Here is a 26,187-nt window from a genome sequence, read left to right on the forward strand (position 1 = left end):
TGTCCATTGGGATCAAAAAAGAGGGAGCTGTGATGCCGGTTCAGAGTCATGGCTGCCAGTCCTGGGCCGGTTCTGTGTCGGCCCCTTCCGACTGCCATGACGGTTAAGAACCCGGTCCGTCTCTGTCTGGCTCACTTGCCGCTTCCTGAACTCCCCGACCGCCTTGCGAGCCACCCGTGCTGCCTGCTCATGATCACAGACTGGTGAAATATAGGTATTGCCGCCAAAGCGCTGCTTCTGGGCCGGCGTCATCAGCCATGGGGTGTGGATCATCTCCGCCGGGACGCCGGCCAGCTCCGGTATCCAGCGGCGGATGAACTCACCTTCCGGATCCAGTTTCTGGCTTTGCAACACCGGGTTGTATATGCGCAGGGCGTTGATGCCGGTGAGCCCTGATTGCATCTGGGCCTGGGGATAGTGAATGCCGGGCTCGAAATCGGTAAACAGTCGAGCCAGGTGCAGTGCCGGGTCCCGCCAGTGAAGCCATAGCTGATAACTGGCCACCGCCATCAGCATGGCCCGCATGCGGAAGTTGATCCAACCGGTGTGCTCCAGGCTGCGCATGCAGGCATCCACCAGTGGCCAGCCGGTCTGGCCCTCCTGCCAGCGATGCAGTCGCTCGCTGTTGTTTGGTCCGGTTTTCAGGTGCTCCAGTTCCCGATGCATGGCACGGAATTCCAGTTCCGGTTCATCCTCCAGCTTCTGGATAAAGTGGCAATGCCAGTGCAGCCTTGAGCGAAAGCTGGTGAGGCTTTTCTTCTTGCGGGGCAGCGTGTTGCGGTGGTCTCCGGTCTCTTTTGACTGCTGATAGACATCGCGCAGGCTGATGGTGCCCCAGGCCAGGTGAGGGCTGAGCCGTGAGCAGGCGCGAGGTGCGGTAAGCGGTGAGGACATGTTGTACTGATAACCCACGCACCGCCGTTCCAGAAACGAATCCAGCAGGGCAATGGCCCGTTCGCTGCCGCCGGCCTGACGATCCGGGCACGGGCCACCGTTAAGCTGGGCGGGTGCGGGTAAGCTCTGCGGCCAGCCGGAGGTATCCGGCGAACGAATCCCTTCGGGTGCAGGCAGGCGTGTGCTTTTGATGATCCGGTTCCAGTGCTGGTCCCAGTCGTCCCGGTTGACCAGTCGCCGAACGACACCAAAGCCCTGCCATTCGCGGAACTCAATCTGCTGGCTCTGGCACCAGGCAATCACCGCTTTATCCCGTTGAAAGGTCCAGTCCCCGCCGGTTTCCTGATGGCAGAACACCTGTGTGATGCCGTACTGCTGTTTCAGGTCATCCAGGGTTCTGATGACCTCCCCGTGAGCAATCAGCAGATCACTGCCCAGGCGTTTTAACTGCTTGCGCAAGGATTCGAGAGACTCCGCAACGAACTGCCACTGCCGGCGGGAGGTGTCCGGTTGCTGCCAGTATTCCGGTTCCACCACGTACAAGGGCACCACCGGCTGCCCCGATTGCACAGCGGCGTAAAGTGGGCCGTGATCCTCCACCCGTAAATCCCGTTTGAACCAGACCACGACTGCCATCAGTGCGGCCCCCGATTGCGCCGGCAACGCTCACTGCAGTATTTCACCTGGTCCCAGTCCTTTGCCCACTTCTTGCGCCAGGTGAAAGGGCGGTGGCAGGCCGGGCAGATTTTCTCAGGTAAGTGCGGTTTTTTGTGCATGGGCGGTTTATGGGTTTAACTGAAAGAGGTGTGTGGATATACGTGACTGAGCTTCCAGAGGTTTTGCCATGTCCCGATTCGACGACAACATCCTGCCACCCTCGGTCCTGATCTTCGACTGGCACGGTACCCTGGTGGACACCCATGATGCCATGTTCAGCGCCATGGAGGAGATGTTACCGCAACTGGAAGAGCTGGGCCTCGTGGAGCAGTTGCTGCCTGAAGACCAGTGCCGCACCGAAGACGATGCCCGGTTGGTGCGTTACATTCGCATCTATCGCCGATTGCACCCGCGGATTCTGGCTGAGCGCCGGGTCTCCCGAACGGATATTTTCAACGCCATCTTTGGTGAGAACAAGGCTGCCAAGCTGATCGCCCATAAATCCTACAACCAGGCCTACCGGAAGTACTTCGGCCAGGTGAAACCGTTTCAGCCGGGCGCTTATGAGTATCTGTCGGCCCTGAAAGCCCTGGGCATCAAGCTGGCGGTGTGCACCAACCGCAACCGGGAGTTCCTGGACAGGGAGTTGCAGATTGTCGACGAAGGCCGCTGGCTGCATTTGTTCGATGCCACCGTGTGTGCTGATGACGTCACTGAATACAAGCCGGATCCGGAGGTTATCCTCAAAGCGCTTGAAAAGCTGTCGATCCAAACGGATGAACACGCCTGGTATATCGGGGACAGTTATGTGGACATGCTTACCGCCCACCATGCCGGTGTGGCTGGAGTGTTCTACAACGGTGCCTGTTGGGAGCAGGACCGGATCAGCAGCTGGTTCACCACGCGAGACGCCCCGACCGCTGTTCTCGACAGCTTTGAAGATCTGATGGATTTACTCGCCCTGCTGGAACGTGAGCATTCCGAAGCGTTTGTCGCCAGCCCGGCAGAGGTGCGCCCGAAACCTTTCCCGACGCCAGAGCGGCCGGAGCCCCGCATCGAGCCTGACTGGCACCCGGCGGTGGTGAAACTGATTCGCCCGGCGGTGATCCTGTTCGACTGGCACGCTACCCTGGTGGATACCCTTGATGCCATGTACCACGCGGTGGATGACATGCTGCCGGATTTCCACAAGCTGGGGTTGATGGACCGGATGGTGGCGCCGGAAGACAGCAAAACCCCGGAAGATGCCCGCCTGGTGGCTTACGTGCGGGAGTTCGCCAAACTGCACCCCAAGGTAAAGGCTGATCGTAAAATCTCCCGCACCGATATTTTTGAAGTGCTGTTCGGTGAGGATCAGGACGCCAAGCAGATTGCCCACAAAGCATTCAATCATCACTACCGGAATCACTATGGCACCGTGAAAGCCTTTGAACCCAGGGTTCGGGAAATGCTGGAAGGGCTGCGCAAGCTGGGTATCCAGGTGGGCGTGATAACCAACCGCGACCGGGAGTTTTTCGAGCACGAACTGGCGGCGGTCGAAGATACCGGCTGGACACACCTGTTTGACGTTAACGTGTGTGGTGATGATACCCCGCTGCGCAAACCCCACCCGGATCAATTGCTGCTGGCAGTGCAGAAGCTGGATTACCCACCGGACCCCAGTGTGTGGTACGTGGGCGACTCTACCACTGACATCATTGCGGCCAAACGGGCCGGTATGACCGCGGTGTTCTTCAACGGCGCCCAGTGGGATTTGCCGTGGCTGAACCGGATTTTTCCCGGTACTCACAAACACCCGGACAAACCGGATGTAGTGGTTAACGATTTCTCTGAGTTCTGGGCCCTGGTGCTGGCCTGCGAAGTCGGGCCGCCCTGACTCTGGAAGATGTTGGTTATTCTGCCGAGCCGGGGGCGGGGGGATTGTGAAGAGCGTGTTCGATGTCGAGCCCGAGTACGAGCACGCCTTCGAGTCCGTTGTTGGGTTTATTCAGCGGCACCGGAAAGCTGACCATCACCTGGAAACGGGCGGTGGAGGCATCGTAGCGAATCGGCGAAATCCACATGTCGCGCTTTCTCTCAACGCCTCGGTCGGTTTCAAGGGCGATTTCCTGAACCTTGGGCTCGTCGCCCTGCCAGTAGTCTGAGGACAGGCGGCTCATGGCGACCAGCGCCCCGGTTTTGTCGGTCAGCAGGACCTCGGTAACGAGTGGTGCGTGCCTGGCCTGCCAGGCTGTCATTGCCCGGGAAGCCGGCAGTTCAAGTATTTCGCCAGCCAGCGGTGTCGGATGGTGGGGTGCCAGCGCTTGCCAGAGCGTGTCCTTGGTCAGGATATCGGTCAGGTTGTCGTAGGTCGGCCCCTGGTAGATGGCATTGGTCAGATTGATGATGCCGGAGAGATCCGCCATCAGCGCTTGCGCCAGCCCCTGAACTTTTGTTGCTTCCTGTTCGGACAGTTGCATGCTTGGCATGGCGCAGCCGGCAAGATGTTCGTTAAATCCGGACAGGAAGCGAGGGTGGCCTTCCGCAAAGCGAGGATTCACATACAGGTGCAAGGGTGCATACCGAACAAATTCGGAATTCAGTGACCAATCTACCCCGGATTTCTGGTCTTGCAGGTATTTCATGGCACGGTGGTCCATCAGTGCGAGATCAATCCGCTTTCGTACCAGCAGTGCCGGAAGCTGCTCAGCCCCGGTGACCGTGATAAACGGCTTCAGGCCACTTTCTCCCAGCCAGATGGCTTCATTGCTGCCACCGACCACACCAATTCTTGCCTTGCCGGGATCCGGTTTGGTTTCGGCGGTAAAGAACCAGTGCCACTTCTCCAGGGCGACCGGGTGCGACCGAACGGCGGATTGGTCCAGTTCCTCGGATGGCCCGACGGCAAAGTAGCCGTCTACCAGATTGCGTTCCAGCGAGTAACGTGCCCGGCTTTGGGGCATAAGGCTTATTCTGGCCTGGAGTCCGGCCTTGTTAAGGGCGCAGCGGATGGTTTCAGTGGTTTCACCGGTAACCACCGGGATCTGGGGTTCCGCATATTGGTATGGCGGTGCCAGGAAAGTGTAAAGGCTGAGCAGATGATGATCTGCCCTCACGGTCACCGAGGCCAGAACAAGGCATAATCCGATAATCAGGGTGCGGGCATCCATCTGCGTACTCAAGCGTTCAGGTTCCTGGCAATGGCGAGAGCATAGCAGTCATAATCCTGGTTTTCTGTACTGCATTCGGAGTAGTCGGGTTACAGCGCTTCAATATTGGCCAGCACCCAATCTGCCCTGGCCAGCAAGGCTTCTCGCCGCTCTGGCTTCTGTTTGTCCCAGTTGCGGTACATCATGGCCATTCGGGGATTGTTGGCGAAATCCTCCCGGTGCCGGTCAATAAAGTGCCAGTACAGGCTGTTGAACGGGCAGGCGCGGTCGCCGGTAGCGTCCTGCACCCGGTAGTGGCAATTCTGGCAGTGGTCAGACATGCGCTGGATGTATTTGCCGCTGGCGGCGTAGGGCTTGGAGCCCAGGTAGCCGCCATCGGCGTGCATCACCATGCCCAGGGTGTTGGGCAGTTCCACCCAGTCGAACGCGTCGATATACACTGCCAGGTACCAGTCACAGATGGCTTCCGGTTTCACCCCGGCCAGCAGGGCAAAGTTGCCAGTCACCATCAGCCGCTGGATGTGGTGGGCATAGGCGTTGCGGGCCGTGACGTCGATGGCCTTGTGCATGCAGCGCATCTTTGTATCGCCGGTCCAGTAGAACCAGGGCAGATCCCGGGTATTGCACAGGCGGTTTTCCCGGGCGTAATCGGGCATCAGCAGCCAGTAGATGCCGCGCACGAATTCCCGCCAGCCGATGACCTGGCGGACAAAGCCTTCCACCGCATTCAGCGGCGCCCGGCCGGCGTGCCAGGCCCGAACGGCCTCCCCGCAAACCTCTATCGGCACCAACAGCCCGGTGTTCAGATAGGGAGACAGAATGGAGTGGAACAGCCAGTCTTCGTTGTCTGACATGGCATCCTGGTAGTCGCCGAAGCAAGGCAGGGCAAAGTCGATAAAATGGGCAAGCGCCTGCCGGGCCTGTTTGGCAGTGACGGCGTAGTGGAAATCTTCCGTGGTACCGAAATGTTCTGAAAAGAATTCGTTTACCAGCTTGATCACTTCGGTGGTGATAGCATCCGGTTCTTCACGGAACGGGGCCGGGGCGGGTGGCTTGCCAGTCCACTTCTTGCGGTTGTCGGCGTCGAAGTTCCAGTGGCCACCTTCGGGCTGGCCTTCGGGTGTCATCAGCAAACCGGTTTTTTTGCGCATTTCCCGATAAAAGAACTCCATGCGTAGCTGCTTTTTGCCGTCGGCCCAGCGGGCAAACTCGTCAACCTTGCAGACGAAGCGGGTATCTGGCTGGATTTCCACGGGGATGCCCAGTGATTTGTGCCAGCGGCTGATCTGTTCGTGTAAACGCCACTCACCACATTCAGTAGTAATGACTCGCTCCGGTTGGCACTCCCGTACCAGCTCCGCTATTACCTGTTCAATAGATTGTGCCGGATTGTCCGGGTGGTAGCGCTGATAGTGCACCCGCCAGCCATCCTCCTCCAGCTCCCGGGCAAAGTGCCGCATGGCGCTGAAAATGAACACCAGCTTCTTTTTGTGATGGTTGGTGTAGCTGGCTTCACTGTGGACCTCGGCCATCACGACCAGGTCGTTTTCTTTGTCTGCGCCCGCAAGGGCAGAGAGGTAGTGGCTGAGCTGGTCGCCCAGGATCAGGATGAGATTGGCCATGGCGGGCTCCGGCTGAGTTTATCCTTTAGAGGTAGGCAGAATACGCCATGGGCGCAAGGGTGGTTCATTGGGTATGCTGATACACTCAGCTGATTCGCATCAAATCGTGACAGCCGCCGGTCAGGCATAATGCGCGCTTTCCGGCATGCCGATCCTATTCGACGTTAGAGTTTTACTATGGCTTCTGATACCGCTGCAGCAAATAACCTGCCCGCTTTCATCTGGGATGAGGCGCTCATCCGCCGATATGATCTGAGTGGCCCCCGCTATACGTCGTACCCGACGGCAGTGGAGTTCACCCAGAACTATTCCATTGAAGACATGGTCAAGGCGGCTGGCCGCAGCAAGGCCGCTGGCGGGCCCATCTCGCTGTATACCCATCTGCCGTTCTGTGCGCACCTGTGCTACTACTGCGCCTGCAACAAGGTGATCACCAAAAAGCGCGATAAGGCCATGCCCTATGTGGAGCGGGTGCTGAAAGAAGCGGCCATCCAGTCGAAACTGTTCGGTGCCGACCGTCCGGTCAAGCAGCTGCACTGGGGCGGTGGCACGCCCACCTTCCTGCCCCGGGATGTGATGCAGCACCTGATGGCCGGTTACGGTGAGTTGTTTAACCTGCAGTCCGGCGACGATCGGGACTACAGTGTGGAAATCGATCCCCGGGAAGTGGACGAAGATACCTTGGCTACCCTGTGGGAGCTGGGTTTCAACCGTATCAGCCTGGGTGTACAGGATGTGAATCCGGAAGTGCAGAAGGCGGTGAACCGTATCCAGCCCCGGGACATGACTGAGTCGGTATTGAACGAAGCGCGCCGCATCGGCTTCCGCTCCATCAACCTGGATCTGATCTACGGCCTGCCGTACCAGACTCCGGAAAGCTTTGCCGAAACCCTGGAATCGGTGATCGAGATGTCGCCGGACCGGCTTTCGGTGTTCAGTTACGCGCATCTGCCGGACCGTTTCTATCCGCAAACACGGATTCAGGCCGATACTCTGCCCAGTCCGCAGCAGAAACTGACCATCCTGCACAACACCATCAATCGTTTGCTGGAAGCTGGCTACGAATACATCGGCATGGACCACTTCGCCAAGCCGGACGACAGCCTGGCGGTGGCCCAGCGCGAAGGCCGCCTGCATCGGAACTTCCAGGGGTACACTACTCACTCGGATTGTGACCTGGTGTCCCTGGGTGTCTCCGCCATCGGCCAGACCGACGATGCCTACTTCCAGAACAACCACGACCTGCCGTCCTGGGAGGCGTCCATCGATGCTGGCCAACTGGCGATTATTCGTGGCGTGGGCCTGACCCGCGACGACCGTATCCGCCGCTGGGTGATCGGGCAGCTGATCTGCCAGTTCCGACTGGACCGCAAGCAGTTTGCCGAACAGTGGAATGAAGATTTTGACCGCTATTTCGCGGATGAAATGAACCGCCTGAAGCCGATGATCCAGGACGAGCTGATTGCGGATTGCGGTTCTTTGCTGCAGGTTCAGCCTGCCGGACGGCTGCTGATCCGGGCCATTTGCCAGATCTTCGATCTGTACCGCAAGGAAGGGGCAAGCCAGCGGTTCTCCAGGATTATCTGACTGGAGAACAATGAGCACAAACGCAAGAGGGCTGCCACATGGCAGCCCTCTTGCGTTGTCGTGTGAGGGTTTTCTGATCAGGCCACTTTGAACTCATTGGCCAGGTCCTGTAACTGGCGGGCCAGCCGCGCCTGTTCCTGGGTGACCTCGGTGATTTCCTGGGAGCCGGTCAGGGTCAGGAGGGCAGCTTCGCTTACAGATTCCATATTACCCGCCAGTTCGCGCGTGACGGCAACCTGCTGTTCCGACGCAGTGGCAATCTGGGTCGCCATATCGGAAATGCTGTTCACGTCCATCAGAATGTCAGCAAAGGTCTGTTCCATCTCCGAGGCTTGCGCGCTGGTCTGGTCGGCCAGTTTGTGGCTGGTGACAATTGAACGGCTGGCGTTATCGGTGATGGTCTTGAAGCCGTTGATGATATCTTCGATCTGAGTGGTGGATTCATGGGTTTGCTGCGCCAGTGTGCGAACCTCATCCGCCACTACCGCAAATCCTCGTCCGTGCTCGCCCGCCCGGGCGGCTTCGATCGCTGCATTCAACGCCAGCAGATTGGTCTGGTCGGCCACTTTCCGGATAACATCAACCACATCGCTGATGGTCGTGCTGCGTTGTTCCAGTTCTTCGATAACCTGGTTGACGTCCTGTACTGATTTCGCCAGTTCCCGGATCTGGGAGACACTGGTGTGCAGCACCTTCTCGCCGGTCTGGCTTTTCTCCATAGCCCGGCTGGAGGCGTCCGCCACCTGCTGGGTGTTGTGAGAAATCTCCTCTGAGGTTGCCGACATTTCTTCGGTGGCAGCGGCCACCTGCTCAATCTGTTGTTGCTGGTTCTTGATCTGTGAGGAATTCTGGCCCGCGGTTGAGCTGGTTTCCTCGGTGGCTGTGGCCAGCTGTACGCTTGCCTTGTCGATTTGCAGCAAAGCCTCGCTAAAACGGCCAAACAGTTCATTGATTGCTTCGGCTATGGTGCCCGTCTCGTCCTTGCTGGAGACCGGAATCGCCTGCGACAGGTCCTTGTTGTCCATGGCGTTTTGAACACCTTCCAGCAGCTGATTCACCTGCTGATGAATGGCTCGAATAATCACGGTCATTAACAGAACCACCAGAACGATTGACGTCGCGGCAATGGCCGATGCCCAGATCAGATTGCTTCTGGCGGCATTCACGCCAGCGGTGCCCAGTGCTTTAACCTGTGAGAGCATATCAGTGCGGATGCCATTAATGGCCTGGATGCGGTTGGTAGAGGCTGAAAACCAGTCACTGGCTTCCAGGCCGTACATACCGGAAGGGCTGCTCAGAAGCATATCTCGCTGATCCAGCATTTTTCGGTGCTCGGCGGTTTCGGGAAATGACTCAATCCGACCACGGATATCCGAATTTGCACTCAGCATGGCGATTGCGGTCTGGAAATACGCTTGCTGACGCCCTGACAGGGCCGCTATTTGCCCAACTGCAGGCAGGGCGAAGTTGCCGCTGCGCACCAGTGACGCCCCTGCAGCCCGTTCACGGCCTGCCATTTCGGCAGCTTCGGCAAGGGCAAGGTAGGCATTGATCTGCCGGGCAAGCTCGGGCTCAGATGCCCGGCGCACCAGCAACGGAATACGGTTAACGATTTCCATGATCAGGCTGGTGTAGCGGGCGCCGGATTCGGCACCAGCCAACACCCGGTTATCAATATCCCTGCGCAGACTGGTTAGATTGCCAATGTCCCGCTGGAATTTGTCGACGCTTGCCTGAATGCTGCTGTCAAAACGGGCTTCTTCAGCCAGTGCCTCGATTCCGTTCTGGTAGGCGCTCAGGTTCCTGTCGGTATTTTGTCTCTGGGATTGAAGATTGCGGGTTGCCTCGCGTTCGCCGTCAGAATCCGGGGCGCTGGAAATAAACACGGCCGAACGGCCCCGTTCTTTCTGCAACTCCTCAACCAGCGGATCCCCAAGCTCAGCCAGCCGAACCAAGGTATTGAGCTGTTGCATGTTGTCCAGGTCATCCATATTACGGGAGATGCTCTGGACCGCGAAAAATACAATGACCAGCAGCGCAGGCAGAACCAAAGTAATCAGCTTGCCTCGCATGGAGAGGTTGTTGATAAAAGTCATGGGAGGGCCTCGTCATTGAGAATGGCGTCCATTGTGGACAAGTGTAGCAGTTCAGACCATTGACGCCTTGGGGTAGCTGAGGGGGTAGATTTCCACATGTAAGTGCTTGTAATAAAAAGTTAAAGCAATGAGTTTCAGGAAGTTTTGGTTCAGGTAGGGGTTAATACGTAGAGTACTGCCAAAGGGGTATTTGACCGGTTTCGGTCAATCCGCTGACAAAGGTCAAGGTGGGCTAAGTCGCTGACCGGTAAGGTGCACGGCAACGTGCTCAGCGGAGAAAACCATGGAACTTGTATGCCCGGCTGGTAGCCTTCCCGCCCTTAAAACCGCCGTGGACAATGGAGCCGATGCGGTCTATTTCGGCTTCCGGGACAGTACCAACGCCCGCCAGTTTGCTGGCCTGAATTTTAACGACAAACGTGCAGCCGAGGGCATTGAGTACGCTCATTCAAAAGGTAGTCGTGTGTTCTGTGCCATCAATACCTATCCGCAACCGGATGGCTGGGAACACTGGAAAGCCGCGGTGGATCGTGCTGCAGGTCTCGGGGTGGATGCCATTATCCTGGCCGATATGGGGCTGTTGGATTACGCTGCAAACAGGCACCCGGATATCCCCCGGCATTTGTCGGTTCAGGGTTCTGCCACCAGCCATGAGGCCCTGTCGTTCTACAAGGACAACTTCGATATCCGCCGGGCAGTGCTGCCGCGTGTGCTGTCTCTGGATCAGGTTCGGGGTGTGGCCAAGCATAGCCCAGTGGAGCTGGAAGTTTTTGCCTTCGGCAGCCTGTGCATTATGGCGGAGGGTCGCTGCTACCTGTCTTCTTACCTCACGGATGAATCCCCCAACACCCGGGGTGCCTGTTCACCGGCCAAGGCGGTGCGTTGGCAGGAAACCTCTCAGGGGCTGGAATCCCGCCTGAATGAAGTGCTCATTGATCGCTATGGCCCCGGTGAATCCGCCGGTTACCCAACCCTGTGCAAGGGCCGGTTTGAAGTGGAGGGCAGCGTGTACCATGCCATCGAAGAGCCGGTAAGTCTGAATACCTTGGATCTTCTGCCGGAATTGAAGGGGCTGGGTATCAGCGCAGTAAAAATCGAGGGCCGCCAGCGCAGCCCGGCCTACATTGCGGATGTTGCCCGAACCTGGCGCCAGGCCCTGGACCGGGTTCGGGCCACTCCGGACAACTTCGCTGTGGACAGTGCCTGGAACAGCACCCTCGCCGGTCTTTCCGAAGGTGGCCTGACCACCATCGGGGCCTACCATCGCAAGTGGAAATAAGGTTTTGCCCGCTATGATGAAACTCTCCCTTGGCCCGATTCTGTGGTTCTGGACCAAGCAGTCCGTATTCGATTTCTATGCTAACGCTGCGGAGTGGCCAGTAGATACCATCTATCTTGGCGAAGTGGTGTGCTCCCGCCGACGCGAACTGAAGCCCGATGACTGGCTGGACCTGGCCCGGGATCTGAAGGCTTGTGGCAAGAACGTGGTGCTTTCCACATTGACGCTGATCGAATCCGAAGCGGATTTGCGGCGACTTCGTCGGTTTTGCGAACAGGATGAGTTTCTGGTGGAGGCCAACGACCAGAGTGCCCTGCAGGTGGCGATCCGCAACAAGATTCCGTTTATTACCGGCCCGTCCATGAACATCTACAACGTGGCCACCCTGAAGATCCTCGCCAGGCAGGGCTTGCAGGGCTGGAACCTGCCGGTGGAACTGGGCAAGGAAACCCTGGAGCAGCTGATCCGGGAGCTGAAGGCCGACGGCCTGGATCTGCCCGCCGAGGTATTCTCCTGGGGCTTCCTGCCATTGGCCTGGTCGTCTCGCTGTTTCACTGCCCGTCATTACAACCTGCCTAAAGACAACTGCGAATTCCGTTGCCTGGAGCATCCAGATGGCATGGAACTGCGTTCCCGGGAAAGCCAGGAACTGTTCCGGATCAATGGCATTTCCACGCTCTCCGGCTCGCGCTACGACCTGATGAGGGAACTACCGGAGATGGAGCGTATGGGTGTCAGTACCGTGCGACTGAGCCCGGAGCATCAAGGGATGGAACAAGTGGTCAAACGCTTTGATCAGGTGCGCCGGGGGGAAGTGCTGGTCGCCGACCCGCTGCAGCTGGTGGAGGCCCCGCCATGTAACGGGTACTGGTACGGCAAGCCGGGAATGGATCTGATCGTAAAGTCTGTGTAAAGCCCGTTGAGCGTTGATTGAGGTCAATAGATAGCCGATGTACCAGGAGTAGCTTGCTAGGGTACTCAAACTGCATTGGGGTTTATTGTTATGGCTCGCGTCCCGCTATTTTTCTGGGGTCTGACTGCTTTGGTCGGCGTCCTGTGGTTTGTTTCCGACAGCCTGTGGGTTTCCCCCTTCGCTTACTTTCCGTTCCGCTCTGTGTTTGTGCAGTTTTCCGGCATTCTGGCCGTAGTGATGATGGCGGTTGCGTTGGTACTGGCACTGCGTCTCCGGTCTCTGGAGCGTTGGGTTGGTGGCCTGGACAAGGTGTACCGGCTGCACAAATGGCTGGGCATTGGTTCACTGGTGCTGGCTACGTTGCATTGGTGGTGGGCCAAGGGCACCACGTGGATGGTGGGCTGGGGCTGGCTGGAGAAGCCGGCCGGCAAAGGGGCCGGACAGCAACTCGCCGGCCTGGAAGCCTGGTTCAGGGGGCAGCGGGGGCTGGCAGAAACCCTGGGAGAATGGGCTTTCTACGCCGCGGCCGTATTGATTGTGCTGGCATTGGTAAAAGCCTTTCCTTATCACCTGTTTCGTATAACACACAAACTGCTGGCGGTGGTCTTTCTGCCCCTGGCCTGGCACAGCTTTATCCTGATGAAGTTTGATTATTGGGCAGCGCCGATTGGCTGGCTGACCCAGTTCGCTGTTGTCGCCGGCAGTATCGCAGCGGTTTTACTGCTGCTTGGCTGGCCGGGCAAGGTCCGGAAGGTGCCGGGGGAGGTGGTTTCGGTAACCCGATATCCGGAGCTGAGAGTTTTCGAGTTTCTGGTAAGGGTCGAGCAGGGCTGGTCCGTCCATAACCCCGGGCAGTTCGCCTTTATTACGTCGGATGCTGCGGAGGGCCCTCACCCTTATACCATTGCTTCAGACTGGAACCCGGAAACCCGGTGTCTGAAATTCGTGGTCAAGGAACTGGGGGACCATACCCGCCGGGCCAGCCACCGGATCTGCGAGGGCATGCCGGTTACACTGGAGGGGCCCTATGGCGGTTTTGATTTTGAAGATGATTGCCGCACTCAGATCTGGGTAGGCGCGGGCATCGGCATTACTCCGTTTATTGCCCGGATGGGGCGCCTGGCCAGCAAACCGGATAATCGTACTATCTACCTGTTCCACCCCACTGCCGATGTCAGCGAGGAGGCTCTGACAAAGCTGCGGGCGGATGCCGAAGCAGCGGGCGTTAACCTGGTTATTCGATGCAGTCGTACCGAAGGCCGACTGACACCGGAGGAAATTCGCGATGCGGTGCCGGATTGGCAAGGCGCCAGCCTGTGGTTCTGCGGCCCGGTGGGCATGGCCCGGACCCTGTTCAACGAATTCCGCAGATGGGGCCTGCCTGCCCGGCGGATGCATCGGGAGTTTTTTGAGATGCGGTAAATGCGTTATGTCATGGCGGGTTTTGAATTCATAAGGGGTGAAGGCTAGGCTCAAGGACACCATTAGCCGGTTGAGAGGTTTCTATGGACATCCGCCTGAAACGAGCCTACGACCACGCTGCCCGCTCAGATGGCCCGCGTATTCTAGTGGATCGCATCTGGCCCAGGGGCGTTGCCAAAGAAGACGCAGACATTGCCCATTGGCTGAAAGGGCTTGCGCCATCTTCAGAATTGCGGAAGTGGTTCGGCCATGACCCGGACAGATGGCCCGGGTTTCGAGACCGCTACTTCAAAGAGCTCAAGTCTGATGGGGCCGCAGAGGACCTGGATTTGTTCCGGCAGATCCTCAAAGAGCACAAACGCGTCACGCTGGTATTTGCCGCCAAAGATACCGACCATAATAATGCGGTGGCGTTGCGGGATTTTGCGTTGAGCGACCAGCTCTGAGGCAGCCCGCTCTCTGATTTAAAACAACTACATTTATTGGCAGTTGAACTATGCTCAAGACGGTGGTTGCCGTTTTGGGAGTCCTTCTGTGACCAATAATGTGCCGAATGCCTTCGAAATCTTCCCCTGGAACCGGAATTTCGAGACCGGCATTGATGATATTGATCAACAGCACAAGGTGCTGGTCAATATCCTGAATCGACTGGCGTGGCACTTTGCATCGGATACCTCCGAGTTAACGCCCGATCAGATTCTTGATGAGTTGCTCACCTACGCGGCGTTTCATTTTGAATACGAGGAAGCGATCTGGAACAAAACCCTCAGTGAAGCAGCGATGGCGAAAAGCCACCGCGAGTCACACCAGATGTTTTTTGCGCAGGTTGAGGAGCTGCGCAACAGCCGCGAACCTCAGGAAGAGGTGTTAACCAGACTGTTTGACTTCCTCACACGCTGGTTAGCCTTCCATATCCTCGAATCAGATCGCCGAATGGCTCTGACGGTTGAGTTGGTTCAGCAAGGCCTGGAAGTCAGTGAGGCAAAAAACCGGGTCGATGCAGAGCTGAGCGGTTCCGCCTCGGTGCTGGTCAACGCGCTGCTGGAAATTTACGGAAAGCTTTCATCAAGCACGATTCAGTTAATGCGGGAGAAAATGGCCCGCTTGAGGGCCGAAGACGAGCTGTCCCGAATACAGCATGAAAGGCTGAATCAGGCCCTGGAAGAACAAGCCCGAGAATATCAGCACCATCTGGAAACGCTCGCTTATACCGATGCCTTGACCGGCCTCTGGAACCGAAACGGCATCGTCCGACGAGTTCGTGAATACCTTGCAGATGAAGTGAGAGCTGAGAACTCGGCAGCCCTGGTGTCTATTGATCTTGATAATTTCAAGGATCTCAACGACTGTCTGGGAGAAGATGCGGCAGACCGAATGCTCGGCTTGCTGTCCCGGCGGTGGCTGGATGCGATCCCGGCGGATGCCTGCCTGGCGCGAACAGGTGGTGATGAGTTTGCATTGTTGCTGCCGGATGCCAGCCAAGCCGAGTCGCGGCTGGAAGCTCTGCGTTTGACGGCCAGTCAGCCTTTTGAACTCGACGGTGTTGAGGTTTCTGCGGGGTTTACGGCTGGTGTTGTCCTGTTTCCGGATGGCGCCGTTGAGGACGCAGACAGCTTGCTGAGGCAGGCGGATAATACCCTGTATCGGGCAAAACACGAGATGCGCAGTGGCTGGCTGTATCTTGATGCCGGCGAGCGGAGCCAGTATCGAGCCCGTCAGTTGTTACTGGAGGACATCCGCAGGGGGCTCAACCAGGATGAGTTCCGGCTTTATTTTCAACCCAAGGTTAATCTCCGGACTGGAGAGGTTTTGGGCGTTGAAGCGCTGATCCGGTGGCAACATCCCCGGGAAGGGCTGCTCCCTCCGAGTTACTTCCTGCCGGCGATTGAGCATCACACGCTGAATATTCAGGTTGGTGAATGGGTGTTGAGAAACTCGCTGCTGCAGATACAGCGCTGGGAGCAAGAGGGTGTCAGGGTCAATGTCAGCGTTAACATCGCCGCTAACCATCTTCAGTCTGATCACTTTGCCGGGCACCTGCAAAAAATCCTGTCTGGCTTTCCGGGGGTTGACCCTGTCAGGCTAGATCTGGAAATCCTGGAAACCGCTGCACTTGGGGATTTGGACAAAGCCGTACAGACCATTGCGGATTGCCGTGAGCTTGGGGTGACCTTCTCCCTGGATGACTTTGGTACTGGCTACTCATCGTTGTCTTATCTCAAGCGCCTTCCTGTCGATACTCTGAAAATCGATCGGGAGTTTGTATCCGGCATTGAGGATGACAGTGAAAACCTGTCAATTCTTCAGGGGGTGATCGGTCTGTCGCGGGTTTTCGGGAAGCAGGTGGTTGCGGAGGGCGTGGAAAGTGTCAGGCAAGGTGAGATTCTGCTGAGCCTCGGGTGCGAATGCGCTCAGGGATTTGCCATGTCTCCGCCCATTGAAGCGCCCCTGATCCCTGCCTGGATTAACCGTTGGAGAACGTTCCCGGAATGGGCGCTTACCAGGGTTTCAGAAAATCCCTGAGCCGCAGATGCCAGTCCAGGCTGTCGAGCAGGTTTTTCAGGGCCAGCCCCAGTTCAGTATCCCCCTCGATAACCAGCCGGCGCTGGAAGAACAACTGATCGGGGTCTTGCTTTCGTTCCGCCAATGTACGGAATGCACCAACGGACCCCCGGATAGTGGCTTCACCAGGACCGTTCAGCACCCGCAGGCGCCCGGCCCAATAACCGAGGGTAATGCCTGGCTGGCCGCCATTGATTTCGAGGCGGATTCGACGGCCCTCGAAATCGTCGAATTCACCTTCTGCAATGGCGTCCGAGAAAAGCCGGTTGAGGGGCGCTTCCGCTGCCAGTTGTTTCAGGGCGACGGGCATTCGCTGATCAATGCCGTTCAGGAGTGACACCGGTGAAGGGCCATACTCCTGGATGACGGCTAGGGTCTGGCCCGCAAGGGGGTTGTGCTGGAGTTGGCTGCTCAGGCGTTGCAGCTGCGCGAACCCGGGTGGTGTGGGCAATTTGCCGAAACTGGGCAGGGTAGGCAGCATGGCAGGCTCTCCTGAAATCATGAAACAGACAGGGAGAGCCTACCTCAAACCGCAATAAACGGATTTGATATAACTCAGGGGAATGTACAGTCAGCCCTTGTGCAAGCCTTCCTCGACCGCCCAGACGGCCACTTCCACCCGGGAACGCAGGTTCAGCTTTTTCAGCAGGTGCTTGACGTGGACCTTGACAGTGCCGTCACTGATGTCGAGTTTACGCCCGATCATCTTGTTGGACAGGCCTTCGGCAATCAGGCGGAGGATGTCTTTCTCCCGCGGCGTCAGGCTGTCGAAGTCGGGACGGCTGGTCTGCTGCGGTTTGTTGGAACGCAGGGCTTCGGCCAGCAGGGTCGTGAGGCGGTCACTGATCACCATCTTGCCCACCGCCGCCTGGTGCAACTGGGCGATCATGTCCTCGGGCTCCATGTCCTTGAGCAGGTAGCCGTCGGCGCCCGCCCGCAATGCCGCAACCACATCGTCTTCCTGGTCTGAGACAGTAAACATAACGATGCGCGAGCTGACATTCTGTTCCCTGAGCTTTCTCAGGGCTTCGATGCCGTCCATTTCCGGCATGTTCAGGTCCATCAGGATCAGGTCTGGCTCCAGCTCGGTGGCCAGGCGGATGCCATCGGCTGCATTGCTGGCTTCGCCAATCACTTCCATGTCGTCTTCCATGCCGATCAGCTGCTTGATGCCCTGGCGCAGCAGCGGGTGGTCGTCGATCAACAGAATGCTTGCGGGTGTCTCAGACATTGTTTCTCTCTTTTGTCCTGCGCTCGGCTCAGGCCGGCGTAGTTTCCGTTGGAATCAGGTTGCGGCTCTTGGGTACGAATGTTAGCGCGACTTCCACGCCGCCTTCATCCCTGTTTCGCACATTAACCTTGCCGCCGAGTGTGCGGGCACGGTCCTGCATAATAATCAGGCCATAGTGGTTCACGGGTTGGTCGCCGCCGGGCAGGCCTTTACCATTGTCCTGTATGCTGGCCCGCACCTGCGGTGAATCGAACACCACTTTGACCGCTATGTCAGTGGCATCGGCGTGTTTGACGGCATTGGCCAGCCCTTCACGAATGATCTGCAGGGTGTGGATTTCCTCATTGGGCGACAGCGTCTGGGGCGGCAGGTTGTATTCAAACGCTACCGGTTTACCGAGGCGCTCTGAGAATTCGTCGATGGTTTTGCGCAGGGCAGTCGCCAGATCCGGCGTATCCAGTTTCAGCCGGAAGGTGGCCAGCAGTTCCCGCAGCTGGCGGTAGGCGCTGTTCAGGCCAGTGCTCAGTTCATCCAGGATGTCGTCGTGTATGGGCTTCTGCTCGCCATCAATGTTCAGCCGGCGCAGACGGGTCACCTGCATTTTCAGGTACGAGAGCGATTGTGCCAGGGAATCGTGTAGCTCCCGGGCAATCACCGTGCGCTCTTCTGCCAGCGTCAGCTGTTGTTCTTCGGTGATCTGTTTTTCCAGGAAAATGGCAGTTGCCAACTGGTCGGTCAGGGTTTCCAGCAGGCGGCGCGAGGTCTCCGGTAATCCTTTTTCAGCCGGATACCAGACCTCCAGTGTGCCCAACAACTGCCCGGGAGTGCGGATGGGCAGCAACAGCCGCCGGCCGTCATTGTTTTCCAGCGGCATCTCATCATAGACCTCGGGGGTTACCAGACAGGCGTTGCAATGGTGATCCCGGCAGTAGAAGGGGCGTTTGGGTGTGGCGGTGGTAATGGCCTCCACCGGTTCTGCCGATTCCTTGTCATGCAGGAACAGGCGGATGGGACCGATGCCCAGCAGTTGCTCCAGATCCTGCAGCATCGGAATGGCGCCACTGCACAGATCATGATTGGCGAACAGCCCTCGGCTGGCGGAGTGCATTACCTGCAGAGCCGCGTGGCTGATTTCAAGTTCTTCGGTTTTTTGCCGGGCCCGGCTTTCAAGCTCGTAGTAGGTCAGCGCCAGTTCACTGGTCATCTGGTCAAAGGCCTGGCCCAGTTGTGCCAGCTCATCGGAACCTTTGAGGTTGGCTTTGTGGCTGAAATCCTGTTCGCCCACGGCAGTGGCGATGCCCACCAGTTTTCGCAGTGGCCGGAGAATCCGGTTCTTGAGGTCCAGAAACAGAGCGAGAACAATCAATACCGAGAACACCATACTGATGATCTGGATAAGGTGCAGCAGATCGATTCGGGCTTCGGTGCGTTGCTCCAGCATGGAGACCAGTCGATCTACTTCTCCCGTGTATTCCTCCACCGCCGCGATCATCTCGGCGGATAGGGGGGCGCCGGTTTGGTGGCTTTCCAGTGACGGCCTGAGGTGATTGGCCCAGCTGTATTCCACGGTTTTATATTGCTCCGCAAGTGGGTGGTCATCTGTTCGGGGGATGGAACGGATGATGGCGGGATCCCTGAGCCTGTCCTCGTACGCTTCAATACGTTGATTAAGGATGCCAGTGCTGTCCTGGGGATCGTCCGTGGCCGATCTTGCCGCCAGTTGAAAGGCTCCCATTCGTAGAGAACCGGCAAGGTTGATAGCAGTAGCATTGCCCTCAATGCTGTTGGAGACAGCCAGAGTAGTGGCCATGCTGACAATGGCGGTTAGCACGATGGCGCCGATAACAACAGCCAGTCGATTTACTAGCGGGCTTCTGGAGGTCATGGATAGCTTCAAGGCTCAAGGAATGTGGATAGTGACAGGCAGCAAAACTATCGTGGAAAACTCGCCGCCGTGATACCTCCTTGAGGATAGTCAATTACCCCAATGGTTTATAACCCATCATAGCCTTTGACCCATGCTCAGGCAAAAGTTGAGACTAAAGAATGGGATTCAGGGAGCGTGTAATGCAATCGGAACGGGATGAAGAGAGGTTAGCATCTCTGGCAGTAGTGTTGCCGTTGGCGCTGACAGGCTTTGTGGTGGCTGCCGGTTGCTGGACCCTGTTTGCGGTTGCCGGCGTGCATCTCCGAGCCGATCTGGGTCTGAGTAGTTTACAGTTTGGGGTTCTGCTGGCTATGCCCATGGCGGTCAGCGCCATCCTGGCGATTCCGGCCGGGCTTGCGGCGCAGCGATATGGTGCCCGTGAAGTCATGCTGTTGTGTCTGTGCGGTCTTGCGGTGTGCATGGGGATACTGCTGCTGACAAACACCTACACTGGCTACCTTATTGCCGCCGCCGGGCTGGGGCTGGCTGGCGGCTTCTACGGCGCCGGCCTGCAGTTCGTGGTCAGTCATTGCCAGCCCAGGCGGCTGGGTCTCGTACTCGGCGTTTTTGGCTCCGGGGTAACCGGAGCAGGTTTCAACTATTATCTGGTGCCGCTGTTCCATGAGGCGTTCTCCTGGCAGGGTGTACCTCTGGCCTACCTCATTACCCTGCTTCTGGTGATCGCGCTATTGATTATGCTGACCGACGCCACGGGTGAGGAAGACGAAAGCCGTGAACGATCAGCCAGGGAAATTCTCGTGGTGATCCGGCAGGGTCGGAATCTACCCCTGTGTTTGTATTTCGGTGTGGTTGCCGGCAGTTTCTTTGCGCTGGCGTTGTGGCTTCCGGATTTCCTCTCAGGCCAGTATGGTCTTACGCTGGATTCCGGGGCCCGCCTGGCGCAATGGTTTGTCATTCCCGGTGCGGTAGCTCAGGTGGCCGGCGGAGGCTTGTCCGATCATTTCGGTTCCGCCCGGGTTGCGACGCGGGCACTGGCGGGTTGTCTGATGGCACTCGTGGTGTTGTCCTATCCCCCCATGACTTTGTTCATTACCGGCGTGGAAGAGGAGCTGGTTGTGGAGTTTGCTTTGCCAGTTGTGCTTGAAAGCGCGTTGGTCGTGATTCTGGGGGTGGCCATGGGCACTGCTATGGGGTCCCTTCAGCGTATGGTGATTCTGGCCAATCGACAGGAAGCGTCCTTGTTTGCCGGTGTATTGCTGGTCAGCGCCTGTGCCGTTGCATTTGTCCTGCCAGTTGCGTTTGGTGGCTTGAACCTGTGGCTGGGCGTGCGTACGGCGGTATTCATGATTCTCTTCCTGTTGCTGAGTGTCAGCCTGCTGCTTTTCTCCCGACATGCCCGCAGGGAGGAGCGAAAGATGCTTCTCCAACCCGGGTTATAGGTCGCCTACCCACAGGGTGGTATACCCGGGTTATGTGGTAGTAACCACGCAGATTTCAGGGGTTTGATCCCACACAATGGTCTCCATTCGGAACAACGATCCGGCAAACGGGTTGATGGAGAGAGAGACCATGAGTCATTTGATCGACAAGTTGAACTACTTCAGGAAGAACCGCGAATCGTTCTCCAACGGTCACGGTGAAACCCACGAAGTGAACCGCGACTGGGAGAACAGCTATCGCCAGCGCTGGCAGCACGACAAGATTGTCCGCTCCACCCACGGCGTGAACTGCACCGGCTCCTGCAGCTGGAAAATCTACGTCAAGAACGGGCTGGTCACCTGGGAAACCCAGCAAACCGATTACCCCCGCACACGCCCGGATCTGCCCAACCACGAGCCCCGTGGTTGCCCTCGTGGCGCCAGCTACTCCTGGTACATGTACAGTGCCAATCGCCTGAAATACCCGCTGATGCGCAAGAGCCTGATGAAGCTCTGGCGTGCTGCCCGTATCCAGTTCAACGACCCGGTGGAAGCCTGGGCCTCTATTGTTGAAGATCCCGCCAAGACCGCCGAGTACAAGCCTCGCCGTGGTATGGGCGGTTTTGTCCGTTCCAGCTGGGACGAAGTCAACGAGCTGATTGCCGCCTCTAACGTCTACACCGCCAAGAAGTTCGGCCCGGACCGTATCATCGGTTTCTCTCCGATTCCTGCTATGTCCATGGTCTCATACGCCGCGGGCAGCCGTTACCTGTCCATGATCGGTGGCGTGTGCATGAGCTTCTACGACTGGTATTGCGACCTGCCGCCCGCCTCCCCGCAAACCTGGGGTGAGCAGACCGACGTGCCGGAATCCGCCGACTGGTACAACTCCGGCTACATCATTGCCTGGGGCTCCAACGTACCCCAGACCCGTACCCCGGATGCCCACTTCTTCACCGAAGTACGCTACAAGGGCACCAAGACCGTTGCCATTACCCCGGACTATGCGGAAGTTTCCAAGCTGTCTGACGAGTGGCTGAACCCGAAGCAGGGTACCGATGCCGCCCTGGGCATGGCCATGGGCCATGTGATCCTCAAAGAGTTCCATGTCGACAAGCCCAGCGAGTACTTCACTGACTACGTTCGCCGCTACACCGACATGCCCTACCTGGTGATGCTGGAACAGAAAGACGACGGCAGTTTCGTGCCGGGCCGCTTCCTGCGCGCCAGCGATCTGGTGGACGGCCTGGGTGAAGAGAACAACCCCGAGTGGAAGACTATCACCATCGACGAGGCTTCCGGTGAACTGACTGCGCCCAACGGCTCCATCGGCTATCGCTGGGGTGAGAAGGGCAAGTGGAACCTGAAGCAGACCGCCAAGGGGTCTGATGTGAACCTTCAGCTGTCCATGGTCGAGAAACACGACGAAGTCGTCGATGTCGCCTTCCCGTATTTCGGTGGTATCGAACACGACCATTACAACCACGTGGAATTCAAGGACATCCTCAAGCACAAGTTGGGTACCCGCAAGGTACAGCTGGCCGATGGCTCCGAAGGTCGCGTGGTGACTGTGTACGACCTCATGGTTGCCAACTACGGCATCAGCCGCGGCCTGGGTGACGACGATGGCGCCACTTCCTATGGCGAAGTGAAGCCGTACACGCCTGCCTGGCAGGAGCAGATCACCGGCGTACCGGCCGAGAAAGTGATCCGCATCGCCCGTGAGTTCGCCGACAACGCCGACAAGACCAAGGGCCGTTCCATGGTCATTGTCGGGGCCGGTATGAACCACTGGTACCACATGGACATGAACTACCGCGGCCTGATCAACATGCTGATCATGTGTGGCTGTATCGGCCAGAGCGGCGGTGGCTGGGCCCACTACGTGGGTCAGGAGAAGTTGCGCCCGCAGACTGGCTGGCAGCCGCTGGCCTTTGGTCTGGACTGGCAGCGCCCGCCACGCCACATGAACTCCACCTCCTTCTTCTATGCTCACTCCGGCCAGTGGCGCTACGAGAAACTGGGCGTGGATGAAATCCTGTCGCCGCTGGCAGACAAGTCCAAATTCGGTGGCAGTCTGATCGACTACAACGTACGCGCCGAGCGCATGGGCTGGCTGCCGTCTGCGCCGCAGCTGAACCGAAACCCGCTGACCATTGCCGCGGAAGCCGAGAAGGCCGGTATGGAGGTGGCGGACTACGTGGCCAAGTCCATGAAGGACGGATCTCTGGCCTTCGCCAGCGAAGATCCGGAAGCGCCGGAAAACTGCCCGCGTAACCTGTTCATCTGGCGCTCCAACCTGCTGGGCTCCTCAGGTAAAGGTCACGAGTACATGCTCAAGTACCTGCTGGGCACCAAGAACGGATTGCAGGGCAAGGATCTGGGTGTCGAGGGTGGCGCCAAACCGGAAGAAGTGAAATGGCGCGACCAGGCGCCGGAAGGCAAGCTCGACCTGCTGGTGACTCTGGACTTCCGTATGTCCACCACCTGTCTGTATTCCGACATCGTTCTGCCGACCGCAACCTGGTATGAGAAGAACGACCTGAATACCTCCGACATGCACCCGTTCATCCACCCGCTGACCGCTGCCACCGATCCGGCCTGGGAAGCGCGTAGCGACTGGGAAATCTATAAGGGCATTGCCAAGTCTTTCTCCAAGGCAGCCGAGGGTCATCTGGGTGTCGAGAAAGACGTGGTCACCCTGCCGCTGCTGCACGACGCGCCGGCGGAACTCGGCCAGCCGTTTGATGTGAAGGACTGGAAGAAAGGCGAATGCGACCTGATTCCGGGCAAGACCGCGCCCAACTTCATCACCGTGGAGCGGGATTACCCGAACACCTACGCCCGCTTTACCTCCCTCGGTCCGCTGATGGACAAGCTGGGTAATGGTGGCAAGGGCATCAACTGGAATACCGAGAAGGAAGTCAACTTCCTGAAGGACCTGAACTACACCCACCTTGAGGGTGCCAACGCAGGTCGCCCGAAGATCGAGAGTGCCATTGATGCCGCTGAGGTCATCCTGACCCTGGCGCCGGAAACCAACGGCCAGGTGGCGGTGAAGGCGTGGGCTGCCCTGTCTGAAATGACCGGGCTGGACCACACCCACCTGGCGACCAACAAGGAAGAGGAAAAAATCCGCTTCCGGGACATCGTGGCGCAGCCGCGCAAGATCATTTCCAGCCCCACCTGGTCTGGCCTGGAAGACGAACACGTGTCCTACAACGCCGGTTACACCAACGTGCACGAGCTGATTCCCTGGCGCACCCTGACCGGTCGTCAGCAGTTCTATCAGGACCATGAGTGGATGCGCGCCTTCGGCGAGAGCCTGCTGGTGTACCGTCCGCCTATCAACACCAAGGCCGTGGGCAGCATGATCAACCAGCGCAGTAACGGCAACCCAGAGAAAGCGCTGAACTGGATCACCCCGCACCAGAAGTGGGGCATCCACAGCACCTACAGTGACAACCTGTTGATGCTGACCCTGTCCCGTGGCGGCCCGATTGTCTGGCTGAGTGAAGACGACGCCAAAGAGATCGGCGTGGAAGACAACGACTGGATCGAACTGTTTAACGCCAACGGCGCCATTGCCGCCCGTGCGGTGGTGAGTCAGCGGGTGATGCCCGGCATGGTGATGATGTACCACGCCCAGGAGCGGATTGTGAACATACCCGGCTCCGAAATCACCGGGACCCGTGGCGGTATTCACAACTCGGTTACCCGGGTGTGTCCGAAGCCGACTCACATGATTGGTGGCTATGCCCAGTATTCCTACGGCTTCAACTACTACGGCACCGTAGGTTCCAACCGGGACGAGTTCGTGGTGGTCCGCAAGATGAAGAACGTGGACTGGCTCGACGGTGAAGGCAATGACTATGCTCAGGAGGCTGTAAAATGAAAATCCGTTCCCAAGTCGGCATGGTGCTGAACCTGGACAAGTGCATTGGTTGCCACACCTGTTCCGTCACCTGCAAAAACGTATGGACAAGCCGTGAAGGCATGGAATACGCCTGGTTCAACAACGTCGAAACCAAGCCTGGTATCGGCTACCCGAAAGAGTGGGAGAACCAGGACAAATGGAAGGGCGGCTGGATGCGTGACAGCTCCGGCAAGATTCGCCCCCGCATTGGTGGCAAGTTCCGGGTACTGGCGAACATTTTCGCCAACCCCGACCTGCCGGAAATCGACGACTACTACGAGCCGTTCGACTTCGATTATCAACACCTGCACACCGCCGGTGACACCAAGCACCAGCCGGTCGCAAGGCCACGCTCGCTGATCTCCGGCGAGCGTATGAAGAAAATCGAATGGGGCCCGAACTGGGAAGAAATCCTGGGCACCGAGTTTGCCAAGCGCCGTAAAGACAAGAACTTTGACCAGGTGCAGGCAGACATCTACGGCCAGTTCGAAAACACCTTCATGATGTACCTGCCGCGCCTGTGCGAGCATTGCCTGAACCCGGCCTGTGTCGCTAGCTGCCCGAGCGGTGCCATCTACAAGCGCGAAGAGGACGGTATCGTCCTGATCGACCAGGACAAGTGCCGCGGCTGGCGGATGTGTGTCTCCGGCTGCCCGTACAAGAAGATCTACTTCAACTGGAAAACCGGCAAATCCGAAAAGTGCATCTTCTGCTACCCGCGTATCGAAGCCGGTATGCCGACCGTATGTTCCGAGACCTGTGTGGGCCGGATCCGCTACCTGGGCGTGCTGCTGTATGACGCAGACCGCATCGAAGAAGTGGCCAGCACACCGGGCGAGCACGAGCTCTACGAGAAACAGCTGGAAATCTTCCTGGACCCGTTCGACCCGAAAGTGATCGAGCAGGCCAAGAAAGACGGCATCCCGATGAACGTCATCGAAGCTGCCCAGCAGAGCCCGGTGTACAAGATGGCGGTGGACTGGAAGCTGGCCCTGCCACTGCACCCGGAATACCGCACTCTGCCCATGGTCTGGTACGTGCCGCCTCTGAGCCCGATCCAGTCTGCGGCGGAAGCGGGCAAGGTCGAGTTCGACGGCGTGCTGCCGAAGATCGAGAGCCTGCGGATTCCGGTCAAGTATCTGGCGAACCTGCTGACTGCCGGTGACGAGAAGCCTATCGTGCGCGCGCTCAAACGGATTATGGCCATGCGTTTGTACAAGCGCGCCGAAACCGTGGAAGGTAAGGAAGACCTGCGTGCCCTTGAAGAGTGTGGCCTGACCAAGGCCCAGGCGGACGAAATGTACCGCTACCTCGCTATCGCCAACTACGAGGACCGCTTTGTGATTCCTACCAGCCATCGTGAGCTGGCCAAGGAAGCCTTCCCGGATGCGACTGCTTACGGCGAGCGCGGCGGATGTGGCTTCAGCTTCGGCGACGGCTGCAACGGTGGTGACAGCGACTTCAGCCTGTTCGGCGGCAAGAAGCAGACCACCAGCATGGTCAGCAAACTGGCGACCGTGAAGCAGGTTGACCCGAAGCAGCTGCAGGACTGA

Annotated in this window: 18 protein-coding genes; 10 read left to right on the top strand and 8 right to left on the bottom strand. The window is 58.1% G+C overall.

The window, feature by feature from the left end:
• Nucleotides 1-12: 12 nt before the first annotated feature.
• Nucleotides 13-1,530, bottom strand: a complete 1,518-nt coding sequence (locus QPL98_RS10530) for a deoxyribodipyrimidine photo-lyase (protein ID WP_011786547.1) — start codon at nt 1,528-1,530, stop codon at nt 13-15.
• Entirely contained in the window at nt 1,530-1,670 is a 141-nt protein-coding gene (locus QPL98_RS10535; RefSeq protein ID WP_011786546.1) for a DUF2256 domain-containing protein, read from the bottom strand. Before QPL98_RS10535 ends, QPL98_RS10530 begins: the two co-directional genes overlap by 1 nt.
• Nucleotides 1,671-1,738: 68 nt before the next feature.
• On the opposite strand from QPL98_RS10535, the gene QPL98_RS10540 reads away from it, so the two are divergent.
• Nucleotides 1,739-3,427 carry an HAD family hydrolase gene (locus tag QPL98_RS10540; protein ID WP_303293214.1) on the top strand — a complete coding sequence of 563 codons (1,689 nt, stop codon included), beginning with the start codon at nt 1,739-1,741 and terminating at the stop codon, nt 3,425-3,427.
• 16 nt (nt 3,428-3,443) lie between these two features.
• Here QPL98_RS10540 and QPL98_RS10545 read toward each other — a convergent pair whose 3' ends face one another.
• Nucleotides 3,444-4,712, bottom strand: coding sequence for a hypothetical protein (locus tag QPL98_RS10545; RefSeq protein ID WP_303293215.1), 1,269 nt, complete (start codon nt 4,710-4,712; stop codon nt 3,444-3,446).
• A gap of 77 nt (nt 4,713-4,789) precedes the next feature.
• On the bottom strand, nt 4,790-6,322 hold the full coding sequence (locus QPL98_RS10550) for a cryptochrome/photolyase family protein (RefSeq protein ID WP_303293216.1): 1,533 nt from the start codon (nt 6,320-6,322) through the stop codon (nt 4,790-4,792).
• Between the two features lie 177 nt (nt 6,323-6,499).
• Here QPL98_RS10550 and hemN point away from each other — a divergent pair, with 177 nt between their 5' ends.
• Entirely contained in the window at nt 6,500-7,909 is a 1,410-nt protein-coding gene (gene hemN / locus QPL98_RS10555; protein WP_303293217.1) for an oxygen-independent coproporphyrinogen III oxidase, read from the top strand.
• A 77-nt stretch (nt 7,910-7,986) separates the two neighbouring features.
• Here the strand turns inward: hemN and QPL98_RS10560 are convergent, their stop codons facing one another.
• A complete protein-coding gene (locus tag QPL98_RS10560) occupies nt 7,987-10,005 on the bottom strand; it encodes a methyl-accepting chemotaxis protein (RefSeq protein ID WP_011786541.1) in 2,019 nt (672 codons plus the stop codon).
• Nucleotides 10,006-10,288: 283 nt separating this feature from the next.
• Between QPL98_RS10560 and QPL98_RS10565 the strand changes: the two genes are divergently transcribed.
• The 5 genes from QPL98_RS10565 (at nt 10,289) to QPL98_RS10585 (ending at nt 16,142) form a co-directional block, all read left to right on the top strand.
• The gene (locus QPL98_RS10565; protein ID WP_303293218.1) at nt 10,289-11,284 is read left to right on the top strand and encodes a peptidase U32 family protein; all 996 of its coding nucleotides are present in this window, start codon (nt 10,289-10,291) and stop codon (nt 11,282-11,284) included.
• A gap of 13 nt (nt 11,285-11,297) precedes the next feature.
• Nucleotides 11,298-12,197 carry a U32 family peptidase gene (locus tag QPL98_RS10570; RefSeq protein WP_023012250.1) on the top strand — a complete coding sequence of 300 codons (900 nt, stop codon included), beginning with the start codon at nt 11,298-11,300 and terminating at the stop codon, nt 12,195-12,197.
• A gap of 90 nt (nt 12,198-12,287) precedes the next feature.
• Nucleotides 12,288-13,619 carry a ferric reductase-like transmembrane domain-containing protein gene (locus QPL98_RS10575; RefSeq protein WP_303293219.1) on the top strand — a complete coding sequence of 444 codons (1,332 nt, stop codon included), beginning with the start codon at nt 12,288-12,290 and terminating at the stop codon, nt 13,617-13,619.
• Nucleotides 13,620-13,702: 83 nt separating this feature from the next.
• Entirely contained in the window at nt 13,703-14,065 is a 363-nt protein-coding gene (locus QPL98_RS10580; protein ID WP_011786534.1) for a DUF488 domain-containing protein, read from the top strand.
• Between the two features lie 88 nt (nt 14,066-14,153).
• Nucleotides 14,154-16,142, top strand: coding sequence for a bifunctional diguanylate cyclase/phosphodiesterase (locus QPL98_RS10585; RefSeq protein ID WP_199452482.1), 1,989 nt, complete (start codon nt 14,154-14,156; stop codon nt 16,140-16,142).
• Here QPL98_RS10585 and QPL98_RS10590 read toward each other — a convergent pair.
• The 3 genes from QPL98_RS10590 to QPL98_RS10600 all read right to left on the bottom strand — a co-directional run bounded on the left by QPL98_RS10590 (nt 16,117) and on the right by QPL98_RS10600 (nt 19,297).
• Nucleotides 16,117-16,662 carry an SCP2 domain-containing protein gene (locus QPL98_RS10590; RefSeq protein WP_303293220.1) on the bottom strand — a complete coding sequence of 182 codons (546 nt, stop codon included), beginning with the start codon at nt 16,660-16,662 and terminating at the stop codon, nt 16,117-16,119. The two genes, QPL98_RS10585 and QPL98_RS10590, sit on opposite strands and share 26 nt — an antisense overlap.
• 90 nt (nt 16,663-16,752) lie before the next feature.
• Nucleotides 16,753-17,412, bottom strand: a complete 660-nt coding sequence (narL, locus tag QPL98_RS10595) for a two-component system response regulator NarL (RefSeq protein WP_011786531.1) — start codon at nt 17,410-17,412, stop codon at nt 16,753-16,755.
• Nucleotides 17,413-17,440: 28 nt separating this feature from the next.
• Nucleotides 17,441-19,297 carry a histidine kinase gene (locus QPL98_RS10600; RefSeq protein WP_303293221.1) on the bottom strand — a complete coding sequence of 619 codons (1,857 nt, stop codon included), beginning with the start codon at nt 19,295-19,297 and terminating at the stop codon, nt 17,441-17,443.
• Nucleotides 19,298-19,479: 182 nt separating this feature from the next.
• Between QPL98_RS10600 and QPL98_RS10605 the strand changes: the two genes are divergently transcribed.
• From QPL98_RS10605 to narH, 3 genes are all read left to right on the top strand, one after another.
• Nucleotides 19,480-20,739, top strand: a complete 1,260-nt coding sequence (locus QPL98_RS10605; protein ID WP_303293222.1) for a nitrate/nitrite transporter — start codon at nt 19,480-19,482, stop codon at nt 20,737-20,739.
• Nucleotides 20,740-20,869: 130 nt separating this feature from the next.
• A complete protein-coding gene (locus tag QPL98_RS10610; RefSeq protein WP_303293223.1) occupies nt 20,870-24,613 on the top strand; it encodes a nitrate reductase subunit alpha in 3,744 nt (1,247 codons plus the stop codon).
• Nucleotides 24,610-26,187 (top strand): nitrate reductase subunit beta, encoded by a 1,578-nt coding sequence (gene narH / locus QPL98_RS10615; protein ID WP_153740664.1) that lies wholly within the window; start codon nt 24,610-24,612, stop codon nt 26,185-26,187. The genes QPL98_RS10610 and narH overlap by 4 nt, the downstream gene beginning before the upstream one ends.

It is taken from the genome of Marinobacter sp. ST-43 (assembly GCF_030541085.1).
Taxonomy (GTDB): domain Bacteria; phylum Pseudomonadota; class Gammaproteobacteria; order Pseudomonadales; family Oleiphilaceae; genus Marinobacter; species Marinobacter nauticus.